At 70.3% G+C, this 21,466-nt stretch carries 20 protein-coding genes and 2 tRNA genes; 12 read left to right on the top strand and 10 right to left on the bottom strand.

The window, feature by feature from the left end:
* The first annotated feature begins 33 nt into the window (after window positions 1–33).
* The 4 genes from TN53_RS22890 to TN53_RS22875 all read left to right on the top strand — a co-directional run bounded on the left by TN53_RS22890 (window position 34) and on the right by TN53_RS22875 (window position 5,308).
* Window positions 34–2,982 (top strand): UPF0182 family protein, encoded by a 2,949-nt coding sequence (locus TN53_RS22890; RefSeq protein ID WP_234441676.1) that lies wholly within the window; start codon window positions 34–36, stop codon window positions 2,980–2,982.
* 59 nt (window positions 2,983–3,041) lie between these two features.
* A tRNA-Met gene (locus TN53_RS22885) sits at window positions 3,042–3,115 on the top strand.
* 207 nt (window positions 3,116–3,322) lie between these two features.
* Entirely contained in the window at window positions 3,323–5,164 is a 1,842-nt protein-coding gene (locus TN53_RS22880; protein WP_046260471.1) for a tetratricopeptide repeat protein, read from the top strand.
* Between the two features lie 70 nt (window positions 5,165–5,234).
* Window positions 5,235–5,308: transfer RNA gene (locus tag TN53_RS22875), tRNA-Met, on the top strand.
* A gap of 48 nt (window positions 5,309–5,356) precedes the next feature.
* Here TN53_RS22875 and TN53_RS22870 read toward each other — a convergent pair.
* From TN53_RS22870 to hisN, 6 genes are all read right to left on the bottom strand, one after another.
* Window positions 5,357–6,493, bottom strand: coding sequence for an ABC transporter substrate-binding protein (locus TN53_RS22870; RefSeq protein WP_046260470.1), 1,137 nt, complete (start codon window positions 6,491–6,493; stop codon window positions 5,357–5,359).
* Window positions 6,490–7,350 carry an ABC transporter permease gene (locus TN53_RS22865; RefSeq protein WP_046260469.1) on the bottom strand — a complete coding sequence of 287 codons (861 nt, stop codon included), beginning with the start codon at window positions 7,348–7,350 and terminating at the stop codon, window positions 6,490–6,492. The genes TN53_RS22870 and TN53_RS22865 overlap by 4 nt, the downstream gene beginning before the upstream one ends.
* Window positions 7,347–8,114: an ABC transporter ATP-binding protein gene (locus TN53_RS22860; protein ID WP_046260468.1), complete on the bottom strand. Its 768-nt coding sequence runs from the start codon at window positions 8,112–8,114 to the stop codon at window positions 7,347–7,349. The genes TN53_RS22865 and TN53_RS22860 overlap by 4 nt, the downstream gene beginning before the upstream one ends.
* A 131-nt stretch (window positions 8,115–8,245) precedes the next feature.
* Window positions 8,246–8,662, bottom strand: coding sequence for a Fur family transcriptional regulator (locus TN53_RS22855; protein WP_046260467.1), 417 nt, complete (start codon window positions 8,660–8,662; stop codon window positions 8,246–8,248).
* 129 nt (window positions 8,663–8,791) lie between these two features.
* The gene (locus TN53_RS22850; RefSeq protein ID WP_046260466.1) at window positions 8,792–9,184 is read right to left on the bottom strand and encodes a cyclic nucleotide-binding/CBS domain-containing protein; all 393 of its coding nucleotides are present in this window, start codon (window positions 9,182–9,184) and stop codon (window positions 8,792–8,794) included.
* A 137-nt stretch (window positions 9,185–9,321) separates the two neighbouring features.
* The gene (gene hisN, locus TN53_RS22845; RefSeq protein ID WP_046260465.1) at window positions 9,322–10,122 is read right to left on the bottom strand and encodes a histidinol-phosphatase; all 801 of its coding nucleotides are present in this window, start codon (window positions 10,120–10,122) and stop codon (window positions 9,322–9,324) included.
* Between the two features lie 176 nt (window positions 10,123–10,298).
* On the opposite strand from hisN, the gene TN53_RS22840 reads away from it, so the two are divergent.
* Window positions 10,299–10,907, top strand: a complete 609-nt coding sequence (locus TN53_RS22840; protein ID WP_046260464.1) for a TetR/AcrR family transcriptional regulator — start codon at window positions 10,299–10,301, stop codon at window positions 10,905–10,907.
* 178 nt (window positions 10,908–11,085) lie between these two features.
* Here the strand turns inward: TN53_RS22840 and TN53_RS22835 are convergent, their stop codons facing one another.
* From TN53_RS22835 to TN53_RS22820, 4 genes are all read right to left on the bottom strand, one after another.
* Window positions 11,086–11,409, bottom strand: coding sequence for a DMT family transporter (locus tag TN53_RS22835; protein ID WP_046260463.1), 324 nt, complete (start codon window positions 11,407–11,409; stop codon window positions 11,086–11,088).
* Between the two features lie 76 nt (window positions 11,410–11,485).
* Window positions 11,486–12,496 (bottom strand): ribosome small subunit-dependent GTPase A, encoded by a 1,011-nt coding sequence (rsgA, locus tag TN53_RS22830; RefSeq protein WP_046260462.1) that lies wholly within the window; start codon window positions 12,494–12,496, stop codon window positions 11,486–11,488.
* Window positions 12,497–12,509: 13 nt separating this feature from the next.
* Window positions 12,510–13,826: a 3-phosphoshikimate 1-carboxyvinyltransferase gene (gene aroA, locus TN53_RS22825; protein WP_046260461.1), complete on the bottom strand. Its 1,317-nt coding sequence runs from the start codon at window positions 13,824–13,826 to the stop codon at window positions 12,510–12,512.
* A 98-nt stretch (window positions 13,827–13,924) separates the two neighbouring features.
* Window positions 13,925–14,638 (bottom strand): M50 family metallopeptidase, encoded by a 714-nt coding sequence (locus TN53_RS22820; RefSeq protein ID WP_046260460.1) that lies wholly within the window; start codon window positions 14,636–14,638, stop codon window positions 13,925–13,927.
* A gap of 104 nt (window positions 14,639–14,742) precedes the next feature.
* Here TN53_RS22820 and TN53_RS22815 point away from each other — a divergent pair, with 104 nt between their 5' ends.
* The 7 genes from TN53_RS22815 (at window position 14,743) to TN53_RS22785 (ending at window position 21,452) form a co-directional block, all read left to right on the top strand.
* A complete protein-coding gene (locus tag TN53_RS22815; RefSeq protein WP_095046660.1) occupies window positions 14,743–15,582 on the top strand; it encodes an SOS response-associated peptidase in 840 nt (279 codons plus the stop codon).
* 10 nt (window positions 15,583–15,592) lie between these two features.
* The gene (locus TN53_RS22810; protein ID WP_046260486.1) at window positions 15,593–16,222 is read left to right on the top strand and encodes an alpha/beta family hydrolase; all 630 of its coding nucleotides are present in this window, start codon (window positions 15,593–15,595) and stop codon (window positions 16,220–16,222) included.
* 257 nt (window positions 16,223–16,479) lie between these two features.
* Entirely contained in the window at window positions 16,480–17,163 is a 684-nt protein-coding gene (gene sigR / locus TN53_RS22805) for an RNA polymerase sigma factor SigR (RefSeq protein ID WP_046260458.1), read from the top strand.
* Entirely contained in the window at window positions 17,160–17,465 is a 306-nt protein-coding gene (gene rsrA / locus TN53_RS22800; RefSeq protein ID WP_046260457.1) for a mycothiol system anti-sigma-R factor, read from the top strand. The genes sigR and rsrA overlap by 4 nt, the downstream gene beginning before the upstream one ends.
* A gap of 128 nt (window positions 17,466–17,593) precedes the next feature.
* A complete protein-coding gene (locus TN53_RS22795) occupies window positions 17,594–18,883 on the top strand; it encodes an HD-GYP domain-containing protein (protein WP_046260456.1) in 1,290 nt (429 codons plus the stop codon).
* Between the two features lie 250 nt (window positions 18,884–19,133).
* A complete protein-coding gene (locus TN53_RS22790) occupies window positions 19,134–20,366 on the top strand; it encodes an HD-GYP domain-containing protein (RefSeq protein ID WP_046260455.1) in 1,233 nt (410 codons plus the stop codon).
* A gap of 105 nt (window positions 20,367–20,471) precedes the next feature.
* Window positions 20,472–21,452 (top strand): tetratricopeptide repeat protein, encoded by a 981-nt coding sequence (locus tag TN53_RS22785; RefSeq protein ID WP_046260485.1) that lies wholly within the window; start codon window positions 20,472–20,474, stop codon window positions 21,450–21,452.
* The last annotated feature ends 14 nt before the right edge of the window (window positions 21,453–21,466 follow it).

Here is a 21,466-nt window from a genome sequence, read left to right as displayed (position 1 = left end):
GCGACTTTCGAGGTGCGCACCTTGGCTTTCCAGATGCCGGACCGCGGCGGAGGCCCGACGGGGCCACGGATCAGAGTGGGCCGCCCGTCCCGGCGTGTCCGGACCCTGCTCATGACACTGGGCGTCCTTGCCGTGCTCGGCATGGCGTTCACCATGTTCGCCGGGTTCTGGACGGACTGGCTCTGGTACCGGTCGGTGAACTACTCGTCCGTGTTCACGACGACCCTGTGGACGAAGATCGGGCTGTTCTTCGTCTTCGGCCTGCTGATGGCCCTGGCGGTCGGCTTCAACATCTGGCTGGCGCACCGGCTGCGGCCACCGCTGAGTGCCATGTCGATGGAGCAGCAGAACCTCGACCGCTACCGCATGGGCATCGCGCCCTACAAGAGGTGGCTGCTGCTGGGGATCACCGCGCTGGTCGGCCTGATCGCCGGCGCCTCGGCGTCGAGCCAGTGGCGGACCTGGCTGATGTGGGTCAACGGCGTGTCCTTCGGTGAGAAGGACCCGCAGTTCAAGCTCGACATCTCCTTCTTCACCTTCGACCTGCCCTGGTACCGGTTCCTGCTCGGCTTCGGCTTCGCAGCTGCGATCCTGTCCGTGATCGCCGCCGCGCTGACGCACTACCTGTACGGCGGGCTCAGGATCACCAGCCCGGGAGCGCGCGCCACGGCCGCCGCCACGGGCCATCTGTCGGTGCTGATGGGCATCTTCGTCGCCCTGAAGGCGGTGGCCTACTGGCTCGACCGGTACGGCCTCGCGGTCAAGTCCAGCGACTTCAAGGCGACCGACAACTGGACCGGCCTGAGGTACGTCGACGCGAACGCCTATCTGCCGGCCAAGACGATCCTGTTCTGCATCGCCGTCATCTGCGCCCTGCTGTTCTTCGCCACCCTGTGGCGGCGCACCTGGCAGCTGCCCGTCATCGGCTTCGGTCTGATGGTGCTGTCGGCGATCCTCATCGGCGGTCTCTACCCGGCGATCGTCCAGAAGTTCCAGGTCCAGCCGAACGAGCAGGCCAAGGAAGCGCCGTACGTCACCAAGAACCTCAAGGCGACGCGTGAGGCGTACGGGATCGACGACGCCAACGTCAGCGAGTACGCGGGCACGTCCACGACCACGGACAAGACCAAGCTGCGCGACGACGTCGGCAGTACGGCCAGCATCCGGGTGATGGACCCGAACATCGCCTCGCCGACGTTCCAGCAGCTCCAGCAGATGCGTAACTACTACGCGTTCCCGACCAACCTGGACGTCGACCGCTACACCAAGGACGGCAAGGACCAGGACACGGTCATCGGTCTGCGCGAGCTGAACCTCGACGGCATTCCGAAGAACAACTGGATCAACGACCACTTCCGCTACACCCACGGCTATGGCGTGGTCGCAGCCAAGGGCACCACCGCCGACTCCGAGGGCCGCCCGGTCTTCACCGAGTCCGACCTGCCCTCGCAGGGTGACCTCGGGACGTACCAGCAGCGGGTCTACTACGGCGAGAAGACCACCGAGTACTCGATCGTCGGCGGTCCCCAGAAGGAGATCGACTACTCCGACGACAGCGGCGAGAAGACCTTCAGCTACACCGGCAAGAGCGGGGTCAACCTCTCCAACCCGATCAACCGGGCCGCGTACGCGGTGGCGTTCAACGAGCCGCAGATCCTCTACTCCGGCGCGATCGGCGAGGGTTCGCGGATTCTGTACAACCGCACGCCCAAGGAGCGCGTCGAGGCGGTCGCCCCGTGGCTGACCATCGACGGCGACGCCTACCCGGCGGTCGTGGACGGGAAGATCCAGTGGATCGTCGACGCGTACACGACGACGAACGGCTACCCGTACTCGTCGCGTACGACCCTCGGTGACACCACGGCCGACTCGCTGACCGCGACGAACAACTCGCGCGCGGTGGTGGCCCAGCAGAACCAGGTCAACTACATCCGCAACTCGGTGAAGGCGACCGTCGACGCTTACACCGGCCAGGTGAAGCTGTACCAGTGGGACACCAAGGACCCGGTCCTGAAGACCTGGATGAAGGCGTTCCCGGGCACGGTGAAGGCGAAGACCGAGATCTCGGACTCGCTCATGGCCCATCTGCGCTACCCGCAGGACCTGTTCAAGGTCCAGCGCGAGCTGCTCAGCCGGTACCACGTGAAGGACGCGACGACGTTCCTCAGCGGCTCCGAGGTGTGGCAGGTGCCGGACGACCCGACAAACACCTCGGGCGAGCCGGTGCCGCCGTACTACCTGAGCATGAAGATGCCCGACCAGAAGGCGCAGGCGTTCTCGCTCACGACGACGTTCACGCCCAACGGCCGTGATCAGCTCAGCGCGTTCATGTCGGTCGACGCCGAGGCGGGCACCAGCGACTACGGCAAGATCAGAATCCTGAAACTGCCGACGAACACCAGCGTCCAAGGTCCTAAACAGGTACAGAGCCAGTTCAACTCCGAACAGGACATCGCCGAGACGATCAGCCTCCTCAACAGAGGTGATTCCAAGGTGGAGTACGGCAACCTGCTGACGGTGCCGCTCGACGGAGGACTGCTGTACGTGGAGCCGGTCTACGTACGCGGTGGTGGACTGAAGTACCCGCTGCTGCGGAAGGTGTTGGTGACCTACGGAGGCAACACCGCCTTCGAGGACACCCTTGACCAGGCCCTCAACAAGGTGTTCGGGGCGGACGGCGAGACCACCACGCCACCGGAGGACGACGACGGGGGCACGACGACTCCGCCACCGACCTCCGACAACCCGACGGTCCAACAGGCGTTGAACGACGCCCAGAAGGCCTTCGAGGACGGCCAGGAAGCCCTGAAGAAGGGCGACTGGGAGGCGTACGGTCTGGCCCAGAAGGACCTGGAGGAAGCGCTGCAACGGGCCGAGGACGCACAGGCCAAGGAAGACAAGGCCGGCGGCAGCAGCCCGAGTCCGAGCGGTAGTCCGAGTCCGAGCGGCAGTCCGAGCCCGAGCAGCAGTCCCAGCGGCTGATCAGTTCCTGAGCTGGTCAGATGCCCCTCCCGCGCCGTGGTACGGTTTGAACACAACGGCGCGGGGTGGAGCAGCTCGGTAGCTCGCTGGGCTCATAACCCAGAGGTCGCAGGTTCAAATCCTGTCCCCGCTACTGAAAACGAAGGCCCGGATCCTGATCAAGGATCCGGGCCTTCGTGGTGTGCGAACGCATGTGCCGGGCAGAGGGATGGCCGTGCCGCCGTGGGGAGTTGGGCGAACTGTGTTTGACTTGTCTCTCTGTGGGCATGTCGACAAAACGCTGAAGTGACCTCACTGGCTGCGGTATACCAGGTGTACCCAGGTTGCAGGTGGTGCGACGATGGACGTTATGGGGGACAAGGCAACTCTGTTGGAGACAGGGCGGTTTGAGCAGTCTGCTGACTTTGTGCAGTCTGCCGATCTTGTGCAGCCTTCCGACCGGGACGAAACCGGTGAGGCCGCCGAGGAAGCAAGGCAGCGGCTCGCCGCGGAAGCCGGCGATGTCGAGGCGATGAGCGTCCTCGGGGCCATGCTGCTGCGCCGCGGTGATCTCGACGGAGCCGAACCCCTGCTGCGTGCCGCCACCGCCGCGGGTGACCGGGCCGCCGCCAACAACCTGGGTGTCCTGCTGCACCAGCGCGGATACGCCGACGAGGCCGCCGGATGGTGGCGGATCGCCGCCGTCGCCGGGTCCGCCGCGGCCGCGCACGCGCTGGGACGCCACCACCGGGAGAAGGGCGACGAGCCCGCCGCCGAGTACTGGCTGCGCCAATCCGCCGAGCAGGGGCACGCCCTCGGCGCGTACGCGCTCGCCGATCTGCTGGAGCACCGCGCGGACGCCGGGGCCGGGCACTGGATGCGGGCCGCGGCCGAGCGGGGGCACCGTGAGGCGGCCTACCGGCTCGCGCGCGCTCTTGATCGCGAGGTGCCGGCCGAGGGGGACGACGGGTCCGACAACGGTGTCTCCCCGGCAGCCGAGCAGTGGTACCGCCAGGCCGCCGCGCGCGGACACCGGCGGGCCGCGCTGCACCTCGGCGCGATCCTGGAGCGGCGCGGTGAGCTCAAGGAGGCCGGGCGCTGGTACCTGACCTCCGCCAAGGACGGGGAGGCGCGGGCCGCCTGCGCCCTCGGGTTCCTGCTGCGTGACGCGGGAGACGTCGAGAGCGCCGCGGTCTGGTGGCTGCGGGCCGCCCAGGACGGGGACGGCAACGCGGCGAACGCGCTGGGGGCGCTGCACGCCGAGCGGGGCGAGACGCAGACCGCCGAGCGGTGGTACCGGGCCGCGATGGACGCCGGTGATGTCAACGGCGCGTACAACCTCGGGCTGCTCTGCGCCGAGCAGGCGCGGACCGCACAGGCCGAGCAGTGGTACCGGCGCGCGGCGTACGCCGGGCACCGGGAGGCGGCGAACGCGCTGGCGATCCTGTTGCTGCAGGGCGGGGACACCGCCGGGGCCGAGCCGTGGTTCTCCAAGGCGGCCGAGGCCGGGAGCGTGGACGCGGCGTTCAACCTCGGGATTCTCTTCGCCGGGCGAGGCACCGAAGAGGGCGCCGTCATCGCGCTGCGGTGGTACGAGCGGGCCGCGGCCGCCGGGCACACCGAGGCGGCGCTCCAGGTCGGGATCGCGCGGCTGCGGGACGGGGACGAGGCGGCGGCGGAGCGACATCTGCGGTGTGCGGCGGGGGGCGGCAGCTCGGAGGCGGCCTATCGGCTCGCGACCGTGCTGGATGCCCGGCGTCCGCCCGCGCCCGCGCATGAGCTGGGAGAGCCGGTGCACTCGTCCAAGAGCGAGTGCGAGGAGTGGTACGAGCGGGCGGCGTCGCAGGGGCATCGTCGGGCGCAGGTGCGGGTGGGGATGCTGGCCGCCGCCCGGGGGGATGTCGTCGGGGCGGCTCGGTGGTACCGGGAGGCGGCCGAGGCGGGCTCCCGCAACGGTGCCTTCAATCTCGGGCTGCTGCTGGCCCGGGAGGGGAGTGAGCCCGAGGCTGCGGTGTGGTGGACCCGCGCGGCGGACGCGGGGCACGGGCGGGCGGCGTTGCGGCTTGCCCTGGTCTACGCGCGTCGTGGGGAGCTCGCGGAGGGGCAGCGGTGGGCCGACCGGGCGGTGACGCTGGGACCGCGGGAGGTGTCGGAGCGGGCGGCTCGGCTGCGGGACGCGCTGCGCCAGGAGTTGTCCGCCTGAGGCTGGGGTGGGGCCGTGGACAAGCGATTTGCTTCCGTCCTCTGCGTTGACGTAGTGTTCATTTCACCGACGCGGGGTGGAGCAGCTCGGTAGCTCGCTGGGCTCATAACCCAGAGGTCGCAGGTTCAAATCCTGTCCCCGCTACTGAAGGCCGAGGGCCGGAATCCAGAAGGATTCCGGCCCTCGGTGTGTTCATGGCCTGTGGCCCACGGCCTCCTCGTACAGGGCGCGGTCGACCGTTCTGGACTCCGGTAGCGGGTCGCCCTCGAAGACTCCTTGCGCGGTGTAGGCCGCTTGCAGACGGTCGGTTGTGCCTTTGCGGATCTCCCAGTCCATCCGCAGGGACGGGGTCGAGCGGAGGATCTGTTTGTCCGCCTTCAGAAGTTTCGCCAGGTAGGTGACGTAGGCCTCGTCGTCCTTGTAGTCCGTCGCGAAGTACGAGTTCACCGTGCGGATGTACGCCCGGAGCAAGGCCACTCCCGCGTCCACGTCCCGCTGGAGCAGCGAAGGGCCGTACAGCAGGCCGCCCAGAGGCTCGCCCTGCGGCTGGCCGCCGAGGAAGGCGTAGGCGGGCTGTCCGTCGACCTTGCGCCACACCGGGTCCAGGAGCCAGGCCGAGTCGACGCCGCCGTTCTCCAGGGCGGTGAGGACGTCCGCGGAGCCCAGCTGCTGGTACTGGATCTCGTCGAGGCCGCCGCCGTGTTTCTCCAGGGTCTTCTCCATGGGGTACGCGATGACGGAGCCCTTGCCGATCATCGTGCCGAGTCTGCGGCCGGCCATGGACACCTGGGACGCGCTCTCGCCGTCCTTCAGCCGCACCCACAGGCCGCTCTTCGAGCCGGGGTCCGGTGAGAAGTTCCCCGCGACCCACTTGATGTCGAAGCCGCCCCGGAGACCGTTCATCACGGCCGCCTCCGGAGCCGCCCAGATCGCGTCGAGGTCGCCCTTGGCGAGCAGGGGCAGCGCGTCCGGTGTCGGGAGGACCTTGAGGGTGACGTCCAGGCCCTCACGCTCGAACTCACCCTTGTCCAGCGCCACTTGCAGCGGTGCCACGTACTCGGCGCTCAGCGTCCCCGTCGCGATCGTCAGCTTCTCCGTCTTCGCCAGCGGCTTCGGGGCCGGTGCGCCGGGCTGGCAGCGGGCCGGCAGACGGCTCGGGGAGAGGTCGGCCGGGTCCGTCCAGGACGTGGCGCCACAGCCCTCCACCGGGCTGACCGTGCGCTTCCCGGCGCCCGCGCGTGGTGCGGTGTCCTCGTACGGCGACGAGCAGGCCGCCGAGGTCAGCAGTACGGCGGTCATCGCCGCCACCACGTATGTACGTCCCCTCATGACTGCCCCCGTCCACGGTCCCGCGGTGCCCATGGGGTGAGCAACCGGCCCACCACCCGCACCAGTTCGGAGAAGACGACCCCCAGGGCCGCCACACAGACGATCCCCACGAACATCACGTCGTTCTGGAACAGCGCGCGGGAGTCGAAGATCAGATGGCCCAGGCCGTTCGTCGCCGCGATCTGCTCCGAGGCGACGATCACCAGCACGGCCACGCCCGCCGCTATGCGTGCGCCCACCAGGACCGACGGCAGTGACGCCGGCAGCAGGACGTGGCGGAACATCTGCCAGGGCGAGGCGCCGAAGACCTGCCCCGCGTCGCGGTGGCCGGAAGGGATCGACATGACCGCGGACATCGTCGAGATCCATACGAAGAAGAAGACCGTCGCCGCGACCAGGGCCACCTGCGGGCCCTCGCCCAGGCCGAACATGTTCAGGAAGATCGGCAGCAGGGCCAGCTTCGGCACCACGTACAGGGCGTCCAGCAGGGGCTCCAGGGCCGCCCTGACCAGGGAGAGCGAGCCCATCAGCAGGCCCAGCGCGTACCCCGTGGCCGTGCCCACCGCGTAGCCCGCCACGACGCGCTTCGACGTCGCCCACACGTCCGGCCACAGGTCGCCCGCCGCGGCCCGGTCCCAGCCGTCCGCGAAGATCGTGGACGGTGCCGGGTAGACACGGGAGTCGATCCAGGCCCGGTCGGCGGCCAGTTGCCACAGGAGCACCAGGAACAGGGGGACGGCCGCCGCCAGGGACAGTTCCAGGGCGCGTCGGCGCCTGTGCGTGCGTACGGGATGGAGCTCGTGCGGGCCCGGCGTGCGGACCAGGACGGACTCCCGTGCGGGAGCGGTCGTCGTCATGCCGGCACCGCCTCCTTGCGCAGCAGGTCCCACAACTCGCTCTTCAGATCCGTGAACTCCGGTGCGGAGCGGATGTCGCCGGTGCGCGGGCGGGGGAAGGGCGGGTGGTGCTCGGCGATGATGCGGCCGGGGCGGGCGGACATCACCAGGACGCGGTCGCCGAGGACGATCGCCTCCTCCAGGCTGTGAGTGATGAAGAGGGTGGTGGTGCGGGTCGTCTGGGTGAGTTCCAGGAGCTCGTCCTGGAGGATCATGCGGAGTTGGGCGTCCAGGGCCGCGAACGGCTCGTCCATCAGGAGGAGTTCGGGCTCCACCGCCAACGCCCGCGCGATCGCCACGCGCTGGCGCATGCCGCCCGAGAGGGTCGCCGGGTAGGCGTCGGCGAAGTCCGACAGGCCCATGCGGGCCAGCCAGGTGTCGGCGCGGGCGTCGGCCTCGCGGCGGGGGACGCGCTGGATGTCGAGGCCGAAGCGGACGTTGGCGCGAACCGTCTTCCAGTCGTAGATGCCGTAGTCCTGGAAGATCATGGCGGCGGGGCGGGGACTGGTCGTACGGATCTCCAGGCGGCCCGTGCTGGGGCGCAGCAGACCCGCGGCGATGCGCAGCAGGGTGGACTTGCCGCAGCCCGAGGGGCCGACGACACAGACGAACTCACCGGCGGTCACGGACAGGTCCAGCGGGCCGAGGGCGGCCACCGCGCCGGGGCCACGGCCGAAGGTTCGGGTCAGATCACGTGCGCTGAGTTTCGGATACGGCTCTCCCACGGGGTCTCCTCGCGGAGTGCGGAACGGACTGGTGGGTGCCGTTGACCATATGACGGTCCGTCAGATCCGGGAAGCCTGTAGACAGCACAAAGCCCCGGCGCCCCACAGGGGCCGGGGCTTCGGAAGCAGGCTTATGCCACCGCGCAGTTCGGGCAGACGCCGCGGTACGTCACCTCGACGCCCGAGACCGTGAAGCCGAAGCGCTCGGAGTCGGGGAGGTCGGTGAGCGGGTCGCCGCTCGGGTGGACGTCGCGGATCGCGCCGCACTGGGCGCAGACCAGGTGGTGGTGCGGCCGGTGCGCGTTCGGGTCGTACCGCTTGGCGCGCTTGTCGGTGGCGACCTCGAGCACCTCGCCCAGGGAGACCAGTTCGCCCAGCGTGTTGTAGACGGTCGCGCGGGAGATCTCGGGCAGCTTGGCGACGGCCCGTGCGTGGACCTCGTCGGCCGTCAGGTGGACGTGATCGCCGTCGAGGACCTCGGCCACGACGCGCCGCTGCGCGGTCATCCGCCATCCGCGGCCGCGCAGTCGTTCCAGAAGGTCACTCATAGGGGTCACCTTAACAGCAAGGGGGACCAGGCTCCGAATAGGTGTGAATTTAGAGTGCACCTTGAGTTGGACAATGTCCAGTGTGGCGGGGGGTGGGCCGGGTCGCCCGACCCGCCCCCCGTACTGCTCTCAGGCCGGGACGTGCTGTCGTGCCGGTGCCCAGCAGCGGATGATGTCGCGGACCGAGACGATGCCGACCGGCTCACCGTGGTCCAGGACGATGAGGTGCCGGAAGCCGCCGTGGGCCATGGCCCGGGCCGCCTCCTCCAGGGTCCAGGACGGTGCCGCGAAGACGACGTCGGTGGTGGTGTGGTCGTGGACGCGTTCCGTGTCCGGACTCTGGCCCAGTCCCACGGCGTTGAGGACGTCGCGTTCGGTGAGGATGCCGATGCCTCCGGCATCGGGGTCGAGGATCACGGCCGCGCCGACCCGCCGGGCCGACATCAGAGCGGCGGCTTGGCGGAGAGTGTGGGCGGGGCCGATGGTGAGGACCACTGTGCTCATGGCGTCACGGACGAGCATGGGTGCGGAGTCACCTCCATACGAACCCCCGAGATAGTTCGAGGATTCACAAGTTCACAAATGAGGGTCCCCTCAGAGTCGCAGGTAAAGCGAGGGTCAACAAGAGGGCGCGTGCGGCCGATTGAGGGCGTACGCGCTCAGTAGCGCTGGTTGAGGTATCCCAGCATCTCGTCGTGGAGCAGACCGTTGGAGGCGGCCGCGTTGCCGCTGTGCGGGCCCGGGCGGCCGTCGAGGCCGGTGAAGGAGCCGCCCGCCTCCGTCACGATGATCGCGTTGGCGGCCATGTCCCAGAGGGAGAGCTCGGGTTCGGCACAGAGGTCGACCGCGCCCTCGGCGACCAGCATGTAGGGCCAGAAGTCGCCGTACGCGCGCGTGCGCCACACGTCGCGGGTCAGGTCCAGGAAGCCGTTGAGGAGGCTCTGCTCCTCCCAGCCGCTCAAGGAGGAGTACGCGAAGGACGCGTCCGACATCTTCGAGACGCGGGAGACATGCAGACGGGAGGCCGAGGTGAGGCTGCGGCCGGAGAACGCGCCGTGGCCCTTCGCGGCCCACCAGCGGCGGTTGAGCGCGGGGGCGGAGACGACGCCGACAACGGGCTGGTAGCCGCCCTCCGCCGCCTCCATCAGGGAGATCAGGGTGGCCCAGACGGGAACGCCCCGGACGTAGTTCTTGGTGCCGTCGATCGGGTCGATCACCCAGCGGCGGGGGCCGGTGCCCTGGACGCCGTACTCCTCGCCGAGGATCGCGTCCCGCGGGCGGGCGCGCTGGAGATGGGTGCGGATGATCTCCTCCGCCGCCTTGTCCGCTTCGCTCACCGGGGTCATGTCCGGCTTCGTCTCGACCTTGAGGTCCAGCGCCTTGAAGCGGTCCATGGTGGTTGCGTCGGCCGCGTCCGCGAGGACGTGGGCGAAGCGGAGGTCGTCGAGGTAGTCCGGCATGGGGCGAACGGTATCTGCCGTGGTAGGTACGGGGCTACACGGGACCAAGGCGCGGACGGGCCCCGTCCGGACGGCGTGCGGTGGATCAAGGGCGCCCCCCGATGCCTTCGCGAACCCTTGACAGTGCCCTCACGCGCGTCAAATCTGGGCCCAGAGCCGCTCGCCCCTAGGAGGCGATGATGCCTGCAGCGAGGGAATCCCTGCTGGACGCCGCATACACGGCGCTGGCCCGCCGGCCGTGGTCCACCGTGCGGATGGTGGACGTCGCCGCGGCGGCAGGAGTGTCCCGGCAGACGCTTTACAACGAGTTCGGGAGCAAGGAAGGGCTGGCCCGCGCGCTGGTGAGAAGGGAGGCCGACGGATATCTCGCCGGCGTCGAGCGCGCGCTCGCCACCCACAGCGACGCGCGTGAGCGGCTGACCGCGACCGCCGAGTGGACCGCGGCCACCGCCAAGGACAACGCGCTCGTACGGGCCATGCTCACCGGCTGCTGGAGCGAGCGGCTGCCCTCCCCGACGCTGTCCGCGGTCCCGTCCTCCTCGGCCGTACCGGCACAGCGCCGGGCGGACGGCCCGCTGCCGTCGCCCGGCGACTTCGTGGCACTGGTCCGCGACCGTGCCGTGGCGGTGCTCTGCGGACCCGGCGCGAACAAGACGGACCTCGCCGATCTCGCCCGCTCCTGCGAGCTGACCGTCCGGATCGCACTGTCCTGCGTGGCCGCCCCGCCGGGCGAGGGCGGGGTCGCGGACCTGGTACGCAGCGCACTGCACCGGCAGCCGGTGTGAGGGCTGTTACGTCAGTCGGCCCTGGCCTCGCGGTGAGCCCGTTGCTCGAAGTGACCGCGCCCGAGGCCGACTTCGACGGCGGACCGGCCGTCAGGGGGAGCCGGCCTCACGTCGGCGTGGGGTGAAGTCCTCGGCCCGGTGGGCGAGTCGGGCCGCGGCGAGGTCGGCTGAGCGGCCGTCAGTGTGCCGAGCCGGACAGCTGGAGGCCGATCACGCCCACGATGACCAGGCTGATCGAGACGAGCTTCAGCACCGACACCAGGTCACCGAGGAAGATCATGCCGTAGATCGCGGTACCCGCCGCCCCGATGCCGGTCCACACCGCGTACGCCGGGCCCACGTCGAGCTTCCTCAGCGACAGCGTCAGCAGGCCGAAGCTGCCGAGGGCGAAGATGCAGAACGCGACCGTGGGCCACAGCCGAGTGAAGCCGTGCGAGAGCTTGAGGCACACGGCGAAACCGGTCTCCAACAACCCGGCGACCACCACCAGCAGCCACGCCATGTGCTGTCCTCCCGTATGTCCGGCTCGGTGCGATTATGCCTTTACCTAACCTGTACGGAGACAAACAACGCGGAGGTCAGTCGCCTTCCTTGCGTTCCCTGGTCGCCAGCAGACGGCGGAGCGAGTACAGCCGCGCCGGGTCCGCGTGCCCCTCGGCTACCCACTCGTCCAGCGCGCAGTCCGGCTCATCATGACTGCACGCACGGGGACAGCCTTCGGTTCCCGGCACCAGGTCGGGGAACGCGAGGATCACGCGGGACGGATCGACGTGGTGCAGGCCGAACGACCGCAAGCCCGGAGTGTCGATCACCCAGCCCGCGTCGCCCGCCAGGGGCAGCGCCAGAGCCGAGGTGGTGGTGTGGCGGCCGCGACCGGTCACCGCGTTCACATGACCCGTCACCCGGCGCCGCTCCTCCGGGACCAGGGCGTTCACCAGCGTCGTCTTGCCCACGCCCGAGTGGCCGACGAACGCTGTGATCTTGCCGTCGAGTTCCTCCCGCACCCGGTCCACCGCGCTGCCGTTCTCCAGTTCCTCGCGGCTGGTGACGACGTGCGGGATGTCCAAGTGGCCGTACAGCTCCAGCAGTTTGTCGGGCTGGGCGAGGTCCGACTTCGTCAGGACCAGGAGGGGAGTCAGACCGCCGTCGAACGCCGCGACCAGACAGCGGTCGATGAGACGCGGGCGGGGTTCGGGGTCGGCGAGGGCCGTGACGATCGCCAGCTGGTCGGCGTTGGCGACGACCACGCGCTCGAAGGGGTCGTCGTCGTCCGCGGTACGGCGCAGCACCGAGGTGCGCGGCGCGATGCGGACGATACGGGCCAGGGTGTCCTTCTCGCCGGAGAGGTCGCCGACGATGGCCACCCGGTCTCCGACGACGGCGGCCTTGCGGCCCAGTTCGCGGGCCTTCATGGCCATCACGACCGTGTCGTCGACCAGACAGGTCAGCCGGCCCCGGTCGACGGTGAGGACCATGCCCTCGACCGCTTCCTCGTGCTTGGGCCGGATGTTCGTACGGGGCCGGTTGCCCTTGCGGTTCGGGCGGCTGCGGATGTCGTCCTCGTCGGTGTGCTTGCCGTAGCGACGCATGATGTCTAGGCCCCTACGCCCCGAGCATCCCGGTCCACAGTTCCGGGAAGTCCGGCAGGGTCTTCGCCGTCGTGGCCACGTTCTCGATCTGCACGCCCTCCACCGCGAGGCCGATGATCGCGCCGGCCGTCGCCATCCGGTGGTCCTCGTACGTGTGGAAGATCCCGCCGTGCAGCCGGCGCGGGCGGATGTGCAGTCCGTCGGCCGTCTCGGTCACGTCACCGCCGAGCTCGTTGATCTCCTTGGTGAGCGCGGCCAGGCGGTCCGTCTCGTGCAGGCGCAGATGGGACACGCCGCGCAGCGTCGAGGGGGAGTCGGCCAGCGCCGCCACCGCCGCGATGCCCGGAGTCAGCTCGCCGACCTCGCTCAGGTCCACGTCGATGCCGTGGATCGCACCCGAACCGGTGAACACCAGGCCGTACTCGGTGAGTTCGCAGGAACCGCCCATCTCGGTGAAGATCTCCCGCAGCCTGTCACCGGGCTGGGTGGTGCGGCTCGGCCAGTCGGGGACGACGACCCTGCCACCGGTCACCAGGGCCGCCGCCAGGAACGGCTGGGCGTTGGAGAGGTCCGGCTCGATCGTCAGGTCCCGGCCGAGCAGCGCACCCGGCGTGACCCGCCAGACATTGGGCTCGCCGCCCGACTCCGGGGTGTCGACCTGGGCGCCGACCGCGCGCAGCATGTCGACGGTCATACGGATGTGGGGGAGCGAGGGGAGGGTGGAGCCCACGTGGCGGACTTCCACGCCCTGGTTGAAGCGGTGGCCGCTCAGCAGCAGCGCGCTCACGAACTGCGACGACGAGGACGCGTCGATCTCCACCGGGCCGCCGTCCAGGGCACCGCCGCCGTGGACCGTCAGCGGGAGCGCGCCGCGGCCGTCGTCGTCGATGCGGGCACCGAGGACGCGCAGGGCGTCGATGACGCCGTTCAGGGGACGCTCGTACGACCTCGGGTCGCCGTCGAAGCGGATCTCGCCGTCGGCGAGGGCGGCGACGGGGGGGAGGAAGCGCATGACGGTGCCGGCGTTGCCGACGTGCACCGTGGCGGGGCCGCGGAGGCCTGCGGGCAGGACGCGCCAGGACTCGCCCGTACCGTCGGGGCCCACGCCTTCCTCGATGCCCACGCCCATTTCACGGAGGGCCGCGGCCATGAGGAGGGTGTCCCGGGAGCGGAGGGGGCGGCGCAGCCAGCCGGGTTCGCTTGCGAGGGCGGCCAGTACGAGTGCTCGGTTGGTGACTGACTTCGACCCCGGGACGTGGACCGTCGCGTCGACGGCTCCGCTCGCATAGGGGGCGGGCCAGAGGGCGGTGTCTGAGGGGTTCAAAGCCATGGGGTCCACTTTAGTGGGGGGTCGTGTGTTGGGTGCGGCGCCATCGTGGCTGGTCGCGCAGTTCCCCGCGCCCCTGACGCCTGCCCCTTCGGGGCGCGTCATACCTCCAGAAGCCACCTGCCGCCGCCTATGAGCGAGCACAACGACACCGCGTGGAACAGGAACAACCACAGCCCCGCCGGCACATGTGTCAGGCGTGACAGCTGGTCCGCGTCCGAGTCCCCCGCGCCGCCGCGCACCCTCTTCGCCTGCAACTCGAAAGCGGGACGGACGCCGCCCGCCAGGAGGAACCACACCGCCGCGTACGCGAACGCGGCCTGCACCTGGGGGCCCGCCAGCCAGGACACCATCACGAACGTGCTGCCGGTGACGACCACCGTCAGAGCGCCGTAGGCGTTGCGGATCATCACCAGCATCGCGATGAGCAGGATTGTCGCCAGCCACAGCAGCAGCGTGATGCGGTCGGCGGCGAGGAGGGCCGCGCCGCCCAGGCCCAGCAAGGGGGGAGCGGTGTAGCCGGCCGCCGCGGTGAGGATCATGCCGATGCCGTGCGGCTTGCCGCGGCTGACCGTGAGGCCGCTGGTGTCGGAGTGCAGCCGGATGCCGGTGAGCTGGCGACCGGTGAGCAGGGCGATCAGACCGTGGCCGCCCTCGTGGGCGATGGTGATGGCGTTGCGCGAGACACGCCACAGGCTGTGCGGGACCACTATGGCGAGCGCCGCGACCAAGGTGGCCAGAACCACCCACAGGTCGGGGTCGGGCTGGGTGCCGATCAGCTCGTCCCAGACAGAGGTCGCTGTGCTGGTGTCCATGTTCGGCGGTGGCTCCCTCTGGTCGAGTCAATAGGGGCCGGCGCGTAGCGCCGTCGTTGAGGGGTGGTGGTCGGGCGACGGGTGGGCCTGGCAGTGTGGCACGTATGTGCGGACGGTATGCAGCGAGTCGTAGGCCCGAGGATCTCGCAGGAATCTTTGAGATCGAGAAGTGGGAGCCCGAGGAGACACTGGCCCCCGACTACAACGTGGCCCCTACCAAGGAGGTCTACGCCGTCCTCGACCGTCCTCTTAAGGACGCGGATGCTGCATCTACCAGTTCCTCCGTCACGGGCCGCCCGGTTCGTCAGCTGCGCACGCTCAAGTGGGGACTGGTGCCGAGCTGGTCGAAGACCCCCGAGGGCGGCGCCCGGATGATCAACGCCCGCGCCGAGACCGTCCACGAGAAGCCGTCGTACAAGCGGGCCTTCTCCACCCGCCGTTGCATCATCCCCGCCGACGGCTACTACGAGTGGGTCACCGGGAAGTCCGAGCGGGATCTGGAGGTCGAGGGCAGGAAGAAGCGGCCGCGCAAGCAGCCGTACTTCGTGCTGCCGGCCGACGGATCCGTCTTCGCGATGGCAGGGCTGTACGAGTTCTGGCGGGACAAGACCCTCCCGGACGACCACCCGCAGGCCTGGTGGGTGACCTGCTCGGTCATCACCACCGAGGCGGAGACCAGCCCGCTCGCGGTCGCCCCGGCCGACGGACCGTACGCGCTGGCCGACATCCACCCCCGGATGCCGCTGATGCTCACCCCGGACCGCTGGGACTCCTGGCTGGACCCGTCCCGCACGGACGTCGAGGACCTCCGCTCCCTCCTGGAGCCGCCCCCGGGCGGCCTGATGCGCGCCTACCCGGTCTCCACGGCCGTCAGCAACGTCCGCAACAACGGACCGGAGCTGCTGACCGAGCTGGAGGGGCCCGAAGAGGGCACACTCTTCTGACGTGACCCAAGTGACCACCGAGATCATCGGTACGGATGCCGGCGACGCCCGCATCACCTGGCACCCCGCGAAGAAGGCACGCCTCGTCCTCGCCGCCAGCCATGGCGCCGGCGGCGGTATCGAGGCGCGGGATCTCCAGGCCCTCGCGCACACCCTCCCCGGACACGGCGTGAGCGTCGCCCTCGTCGAGCAGCCCTGGCGGGTGGCGGGCAAGAAGGTGGCGTCCGCGCCGAAGACGCTCGACGTGGGATGGCGGGGGATCTGGCCCTCGGTGGCCGAGCCGGGGCTGCCCGTCATCTCGGGTGGGCGTAGTGCCGGGGCCCGCGTGGCATGCCGTACCGCCGTCGAGCTGGGCGCCGCCGCTGTGCTCGCCCTCAGCTTCCCGCTGCATCCGCCGGGCAGGCCGGAGAAGTCCCGGGCCGAAGAGCTGCTCGGGTCCGGGGTGCCCACGCTGGTCGTACAGGGCGGGAACGACCCCTTCGGGAAGCCGGAGGAGTTCCCGGGCGGCGCTTATGAGCTGGTCGAGGTGGCGTACGGCGATCATGGGTTCGCGGTGCCGAAGAAGGCGGACCTCACTCAGGAGCAGGCCGTGACACTCATCACCGACGCGGTGGTGAAGTGGGCCGGGTCACTCGGGTAAAGGCTCGGGAATGTTGAGCCCCGGAGCTCTGTTGTGGCGGACAGAAGTGCTGAAGCACCAGCACCGACCGTCGTAGAGAGGAAGTCCGCCGCATGGGTTCGACCATCTGCCCGAGCCGCAGCAGCCGCGCTGACCTGGACTGGACGGTGCTGCACGCGGCCAAGACCAGCCCTATTCGGGCGGCGGGCGGACCGGATCGTGTTCTATCCTCCGATTCTGGTGGGATCGGTTTCGCTCCTGCCCGCAATCTTGAGGAGGTGGGTCCGGTTCCCGGTACCGACGCAGGGACCGAACACGGCCAGGCGGAGCAGCCCGAGGGCCAGGGCACGAGCACGGAGACCACCTCGCAGCGCAGCGCGCGCTTCGAGCGGGACGCGCTCGAATTCCTCGACCAGATGTACTCGGCCGCCCTGCGCATGACGCGCAACCCGGCCGACGCCGAGGACCTGGTGCAGGAGACGTACGCCAAGGCGTACGCGTCCTTCCACCAGTTCCGCGAGGGCACCAACCTGAAAGCCTGGCTGTACCGGATCCTGACCAACACCTTCATCAACTCGTACCGCAAGAAGCAGCGTGAACCCCAGCGCTCCGCGGCCGAGGAGATCGAGGACTGGCAGCTCGCACGTGCCGAGTCGCACATGTCGACCGGTCTGCGCTCCGCCGAGTCGCAGGCGCTCGACCACCTGCCTGACTCGGACGTCAAGGAAGCGCTCCAGGCGATCCCCGAGGAATTCCGCATCGCCGTCTATCTGGCGGACGTTGAGGGCTTTGCGTACAAGGAGATCGCGGACATCATGGGGACACCCATCGGTACGGTGATGTCCCGGCTGCACCGAGGCCGTCGCCAACTGCGCGGCATGCTCGAGGATTACGCCCGTGAGCGCGGGCTGGTTCCGGCCGGCGCCGGAGAGTCGAACGAAGCGAAAGGTTCGGGCTCATGAGCTGCGGAGAGCCGCACGAGACGGACTGCAGTGAGGTACTCGATCATCTCTACGAGTTCCTCGACAGTGAGATGCCGGACGTCGACCGCGACAAGTTCAAGCAGCACTTCACGGAGTGCTCGCCGTGCCTGGAGAAGTACGGCCTGGAAGAGGCCGTGAAGAAGCTGGTCAAGCGGTGCTGCGGTCATGACGACGTCCCCACCGACCTGCGCTCCAAGGTCCTGGGGCGGCTCGACCTGATCCGCTCCGGGCAGGCGGTGCCCGAGCACGACATCACCGCGGCCCCGGCCCAGGAAGCCTGAACTCCCCATCTGGGAACGGGCTGTCGTCACTCGAACGTGCTAATCCGCGGGTAATCGGCCCGCGGAACCCCCTCTTGCCCTCCTAGGCTCCGAAGCTGAGCCGGCTCGGGAGATCTCAAAGGGGCGTCATGGAGGGGACAGCGGCACGGGCACGCGTGTACGTGGTCGGTGTCGCCCTCGCCGCTCTGTACTGCGTGCACGCGCTGCCGGCGGTGACCGCCCCCTGGTGGGCGGTGGCCCTGCTCGCCGCCCTCTACGCCGGGGGCGAGCGGCTCTCCGGCACTTTCTACCCCGTGCTGCTCGCCGGGGCCTTCCTGCTGCCGCCCCCCGCCGCCGCGCTGGTCGCGCTGCCGGGGGCGCTGCTCTCCCCGGTCGCGCAGCGGCCGCGCTCGCTCCGCCGGATCTGGCGGGCCGCCCAACTCGCCGTCGCCGTCTGGGCGGCGTCCCGGGTGCACTGGGCGCTGGGCGGCAGGGACGCCGTCGTGGCCCCCGACTTTCCCTACGTGCTCGTCCCGGCCGGGGCGGCCGTCATCGCCTTCTGTCTGGTGCTGACCGTGCTGGACGGGGGCATCCTGACGCTTGCCGAGCGGGTGCCGGTACGGCTGGCCTGGCGCGGTCTGTTCGTACGTTCCCTCGCACCGATCGCCGTGCACGGGCTCGCCGGGCTGATGATGGCCGTGCTGTGGCGCAGCCCGTACGGACCCGTCGCCGCGCTGCTCGTGCTGCTGCCGATGTGTGTGTCCTGGTGGGCCTTCGCCCAGTACCACCGGGAACAGGCCGCCCATCAGGCCACCATCCGCGCACTCGTGCAGGCCGTCGACATCAAGGACGAGTACACCCGCGGGCACAGTGAGCGCGTAGGCCAGGCCTCGATGATGATCGCCCGTGAGCTCGGCATGGACGAGGGCCGCATCGAGGTGCTCCGCTTCGCCGGGATCCTCCACGACGTCGGCAAGCTGGGCGTGCCGACGCGGCTGCTGCGCAAGGACGGGCCGTTGACCCCCCAGGAGCGGCGCGTCATCGAGCTGCATCCCGAGTACGGGCACGAGATGGTGCGGGGGATCTCGTTTCTGGGGGAGGCGCGGGCGGCCGTACTGCATCATCACGAGCGGCTGGACGGGAGCGGGTATCCGTACGGGCTGGTGGGGAGCCAGATTCCCGAGTCCGCACGGGTGGTGGCGGTCGCCGACGCCTTCGACGCCATGACGTCGACGCGGTCGTATCGCCGGGCACGGCCTGTCGCCACCGCGCTGGAGGAGCTGGAGCGGTGCGCCGGGTCGCAGTTCGACCCGCGGATGGTCACGGCACTGGTGCGGGCACTGAGCAGACACGGCTGGCACCCCGCGGTGACCGCGGACGAGGAGCGCCCACCGCACCCCCGCCGACCGGTCTCCAGCCGCCCCGGAGCGCACCGATGAGGCGGCAGGGCCTGTGGGCGGGGTGGCCGGGGTTCGGGTTTTGCGTGGGTGCATCGGTGGGGCGGCCGGGGTTCGAATCTGGCGTGGGTGCATCGGTCGGGTGGTCGGGCCTCCGGTCAGGCGGGAGCGCGGCGGTGGGGCGTTCCGGACTCTGGTTTGAGCGGGGCACTCCGGTGGGGTGGTCCGGGCTCTGGTCTGCGGGGAGTGCTTCGGTGTGGCGGCTCGGGCTCAGGTCTCGTGGGGGGTGCGGATGAGGTGGCCTCGGCTGCTTGTGCACGGGGCGGCGGGGCTTCTCGCCCTTGTCTCGCTCGGGGTCATCCTCTCGACGGGGCTTGAGGAGCGCGGGGTCGCGCTGGCCTTCGGGGTGCTGATCACCGTCGGTGAGCTCGCGCGGTGGACCGGAGCCCGGGTACGGGAGGCCGCGCCGCTCGGGGCCGCAGGGGCGCTGGCGTACGCGCTGCTCGGGGCGGACGCCGGGCGGCCCACCACGCACGGGGTCCTCCAGGTGGTCACCGTCGTGCTCGCCGCCGCGCTCCTCGGCAGCGTGCCGCACATCGCGCGCGGACAGGGCCCGATGATCGACCATCTCTCGCGACGCCTGCTCAGCACCGCGTTCTGCGCCGTCTGCTTCCAGCCCCTCTACAACCGGGGCGTCCTCGACGCCTGGGGCGGACCGGCGTACGCCCTCGTGCTGATCTCGCTCCTCGCCCTCACCGCACTCTGCGACGCCGTGCTCGCCGCCGCGCTCGCGCACTCCCGCACCCGCTGGCCCTTCGCCCCGCTGCTGAGGCACGAGCTGCGGGCCCTGCTCGGCATCGGCTCCGCCGTCTGCGCGACCGGCGCGGTGATGGCCCTCGCGGTCGCCGTCGTCGGACTGTGGGCGCTGCCCGTCTTCTCCCCGCCCCTCCTCCTCACCCAGCTGGCCTTCCGGCGGTACGCCGCCGTACGGACCACCTACCGGCAGACCATCGCCTCCCTCGCCCGGGCCACCGAGATCGCCGGCTACACCCCCGCGGGGCATGCCCGCCGCGTCGCCGAGCTCAGCAAGGCCGTGGGGCGGGACCTGGGGCTGACCGGACCCGATCTCACCGTCCTGGAGTACGCCGCCCTCATGCACGACATCGGACAGCTGAGCCTGATCGACCCGGTGCCGGCGGGGGCCACCGCGGGGCTGCCCACCGAGGAGCAGCGGCGGATCGCCCTGCTCGGCGGGGCCGTCGTACGGCAGACGGGGGTGGACGGCACGGTCGCCGTGGTCGTGGAGCGGCAGGCCGACCCCTATCGGCAGCAGCCGGTCGCCGCGCGGATCGTGCGGGCGGTGAACGCCTACGAGGAGAAGGCGCGGGACGCCGGGCCCGGCGGGCCCCTCACCGCGCTGGAGGAGCTGCGGCTCGCCACCGCGGGGGACTACGCGCCCGAGGTCGTGGAGGCGCTGGCCCGGGTGCTGGCGAGGGACTGTCTTACCCTGCCCTCGGTTGGGTAACCCATGGGTAATGAGCGCCCTTCCAGCCGCGCATGGTTGGATGCGAAGAAGAGGGTGTCCGGGGGCGATGGCCAGCCCACTGAACGGAACTGGCAGGCGGGAATCGTGAGGATCTTCGGCAAGGGACGGCACCGGCCCTCCGCCTCCTGGCGGCAGGCCACAGACCGCGCGTTCACGCTGATCGGCGACGGTCGGTACGAGGACGCGGGCGCGCTGCTGACGCGGGCCGCCGACCTGGAGCCCTGGCTGTCCGAGTCCTGGTTCAACCTCGCCCTGCTGCACAAGTTCCGCCACGACTGGGAGCAGGCGCGGGCCGCGGGCCTCAGGGCCGTCGCGCTGCTCGACCGGGAGACGGGCGCACCCGACTGGTGGAACGTCGGCATCGCGGCCACCGCGCTCCAGGACTGGCCGCTGGCCCGGCGGGCCTGGCAGGCCTACGGGCTGCGGGTGCCGGGCGGGGCAGCGGACCCCGGGGAGCCGGTCGGTATGGACCTCGGCAGCGCCGCGGTGCGGCTGTCGCCGGAGGGGGAGGCGGAGGTGGTCTGGGGCCGCCGTCTGGACCCTGCTCGTATCGAGGTGCTGTCGATTCCGTTGCCGTCCTCCGGGCGACGGTGGGGTGAGGTCGTGCTCCACGACGGGGTGCCGCACGGCGAGCGGACCACCGCGGCCGGGCACTCGTATCCCGTGTTCGACGAGATCGAGCTGTGGGCGCCGTCGCCGGTGCCGACGTGGGTGGTGCTGCTGGAGGCTGCCACCGAGGCGGACCGGGATGCGTTGGAACAGCTCGCCTCCGACGCGGGGTTCGCTGCGGAGGACTGGTCTTCTTCGGTGCGGTTGCTGTGCCGGATGTGCTCGGAGTCCCAGATGCCCTCGGACGAGGGGGACGGGGAGCATCTCGATCCGCACGATCACAGTGAGCCGGGGCATCCGGGGCCGCTGGGGCATCGGACGGATGGGCAGCTGTGGGTGCCGGAGCGGGAGTGCGGGGTGGCTGCGCCGGCTGCGCTGGTTCGGGGGTTGCTGGACGGGTGGGTTGCCGATAGCCCTGATTCGCGTGACTGGCGTGATCTTGAAGAGGTGTGCTGACGGATTTCGGGTGC

Origin of the sequence: Streptomyces sp. WM6386, assembly GCF_000972385.1 — a bacterium.
Taxonomy (GTDB): Bacteria; Actinomycetota; Actinomycetes; order Streptomycetales; family Streptomycetaceae; genus Streptomyces.
The sequence above is the reverse complement of the archived record's forward strand: the minus strand, read 5'-3'. Positions and strand labels throughout refer to the sequence as shown.